At 67.0% G+C, this 2,249-nt stretch carries 1 protein-coding gene; it reads left to right on the top strand.

Annotated elements, in window-relative coordinates; translation table 11 throughout:
- A partial coding sequence (locus AB4Z37_RS32870) for a hypothetical protein (RefSeq protein WP_441520861.1) occupies positions 1-2,249 on the top strand: 2,249 nt, incomplete at both ends.

Below are 2,249 nucleotides of genomic sequence, written 5' to 3'. Positions count from 1 at the left end.
AACGATCTCACCGACAACAGCGATATCTCACCCACGCTCACCAACGGCGGCAACGTCAGGCTGACGGCCTATGGCAACGTCCGGGTCGACAGCGGCGCGGTCATCGACGCATCGAGCGGCGGCTGGGTGCAGAACAACGGCCAGCTCAAAAGCAGCGGCGGCCTGCCGGTCGGCACCGGCGGCGACATCACGCTGATCAGCGACGCCTTCGGCGCGCCGCTCACAAAATCAACGACGCTGGCGCAGACCTATCCGGGGCGGGTGTATCTCGACGGCACGGTGCGCTCCTTCGGCTTCACCCGCGGCGGCACGCTCAGCATCGCCACGCCCGCGATCCAGATCGGCGGCAGCGCCATCCTGCCGCTCACCACGGTGAGCAGCATCAATGCCGACGGCACCAGTAACCTGACGCCGGTCGATCCCGCCAGCGTGATGTGGCTGCCGGCGAGCTTCTTTGCCAGCGGCTTCGGCCAGTACAATCTCTACAGCTACCAGAACCTCACTGTTGTGAGCGGCACCGATCTCGAGCTGCACGCACTCAACCTTGTGCCGACCGCGCAGGCATTGCTGGCGCCGACCGGCAGCGATGTCATGAGCGTCGCCGCGCTGCAGCGGCTGCCAGCGTATCTGCGGGCCGCGCCCGTCAACCTCGTCCTGAGCGCGGTCGATGCCTTCAACGGTAACCTCGACCTGCAGCGGGGCGCGGTCATCAACGCCGATCCGCAAGCCACGATCTCGCTGCATGCGCGCCATCAGCTGTCGTTCGACGGCACCATCAGCGCGCCCGCGGGCATCATCAATCTCGACCTCACCGGCACGACGAGCATCTGGAACAGCATCAACGATGGTGTCGGCCCGCCGCCCCACAACGGTCCGGTGTATGCCGCCGCGCAAACTCTGTGGATCGGCCCTGACGCGCGGCTGCTGGCGCCAGGCCTCGTGGCATCGATGCTGGATTCGCTGGGCCGTCCGGTCAACACCGTGCTCGGTGGCGGGCAGGTCAACATCAATCAGGATGCGCAGCCGGCGCTGTATTATCCCTATGCGGCGCTCCAGCCGAGGTATGAGCAGCCGCTGGGCGTGGTCGTGGCACAGGCCGGCGCGATCATCGATGTGTCCGGAGCGTCAGGCACGGTGCAGCAGGCCGCGGGGCTTTCCGGGCTGGGCCAGACGAGCGTTGCGACCGCCGGCGGCGGCCTCGCGATCCGCGCCTCGCTCGGCCTGCTGCTCGACGCCACGATGAAGGCGCTGGGCGGAGGGGCGGGGGTTGCAGGTGGCAGCCTGACCATCGACCAGGTCATCGGCAGCTATGCCGCCGATAGTTCCGGGGTCGCCAAATTCGTGCCGCCGGTGTTCCAGACCATCGTCAGCCAGGCCGCGCCGATGAAGGCGGCGGGCCTGACGCAGGGGCAGGCGATCCCCGGCAATCTGCTCGGCTCGATCTTCATCGGCGCCGACCAGATCACGGGCGGCGGCTTTGCGTCCGCGTCGCTCGGCGCGGTCGATGCGCTGGTGTTCAACGGCAGCGTCAACCTCGCCCTGCCGCGCAGCCTGACCATCAATGCCAGCAACATCAGCGCGACGCCCGGCGCCAGCGTCCGCCTCAGCGCGCCCTATGTCGATATCGGCGGTGGCCAGCGCAACCTCAACGAATATTTCACCGGCAACTCTGCTGCTCTTGGCAGCTATGGTGCGGTGCCCGTGGCCGGCACGGCAACGCTCGAGGTCGATGCCGACCTCGTCGACATCGAAGGCATGCTGAACAGCGGCGCGAGCTACAGCTATGTCACGAGCTTCGTCAATTCCTACACTCCTGTTCAGCAGGCGGTGTCACTGCCCGGCTTCGCCAGCATGGCGTTCAACAGCCGAGGCGATATCCGCCTGGTGCCGGTCGCCAGCACGTCACATTTCTATGGAGGCCGCCAGCCGAGCACGCTGGCGACAGTGGGCAATGTGACGCTCACCGGGACAGAAATCTATCCGATCAGCACGGTGCCGATCAGCAATGGAGCCGGCTTCGGCGTGCCCAGCGGTTTGTTCCTGATCCAGGCGAGCGGGTCGCGCAGCGTGGTCGGCTTTGCCAGCAATGGCGAGACGCCGTATACGCCGCTGTCGGCGGGTGGGGCGGTGCAGATTATCGCGCCGACCATCAACCAGGGCGGCGTCCTGCTGGCGCCGCTCGGCCAGATCACCTTCGGCAATCCGAGCAATCCGTCGGCGACGGGGGCCATCAACCTGCTGCCGGGCAG

The organism is Bradyrhizobium sp. 2TAF24, from assembly GCF_052115025.1.
GTDB lineage: Bacteria > Pseudomonadota > Alphaproteobacteria > Rhizobiales > Xanthobacteraceae > Bradyrhizobium_A.
Note: the sequence above shows the minus strand (reverse complement) of the source record. Positions and strands in the feature narration are given on the sequence as shown.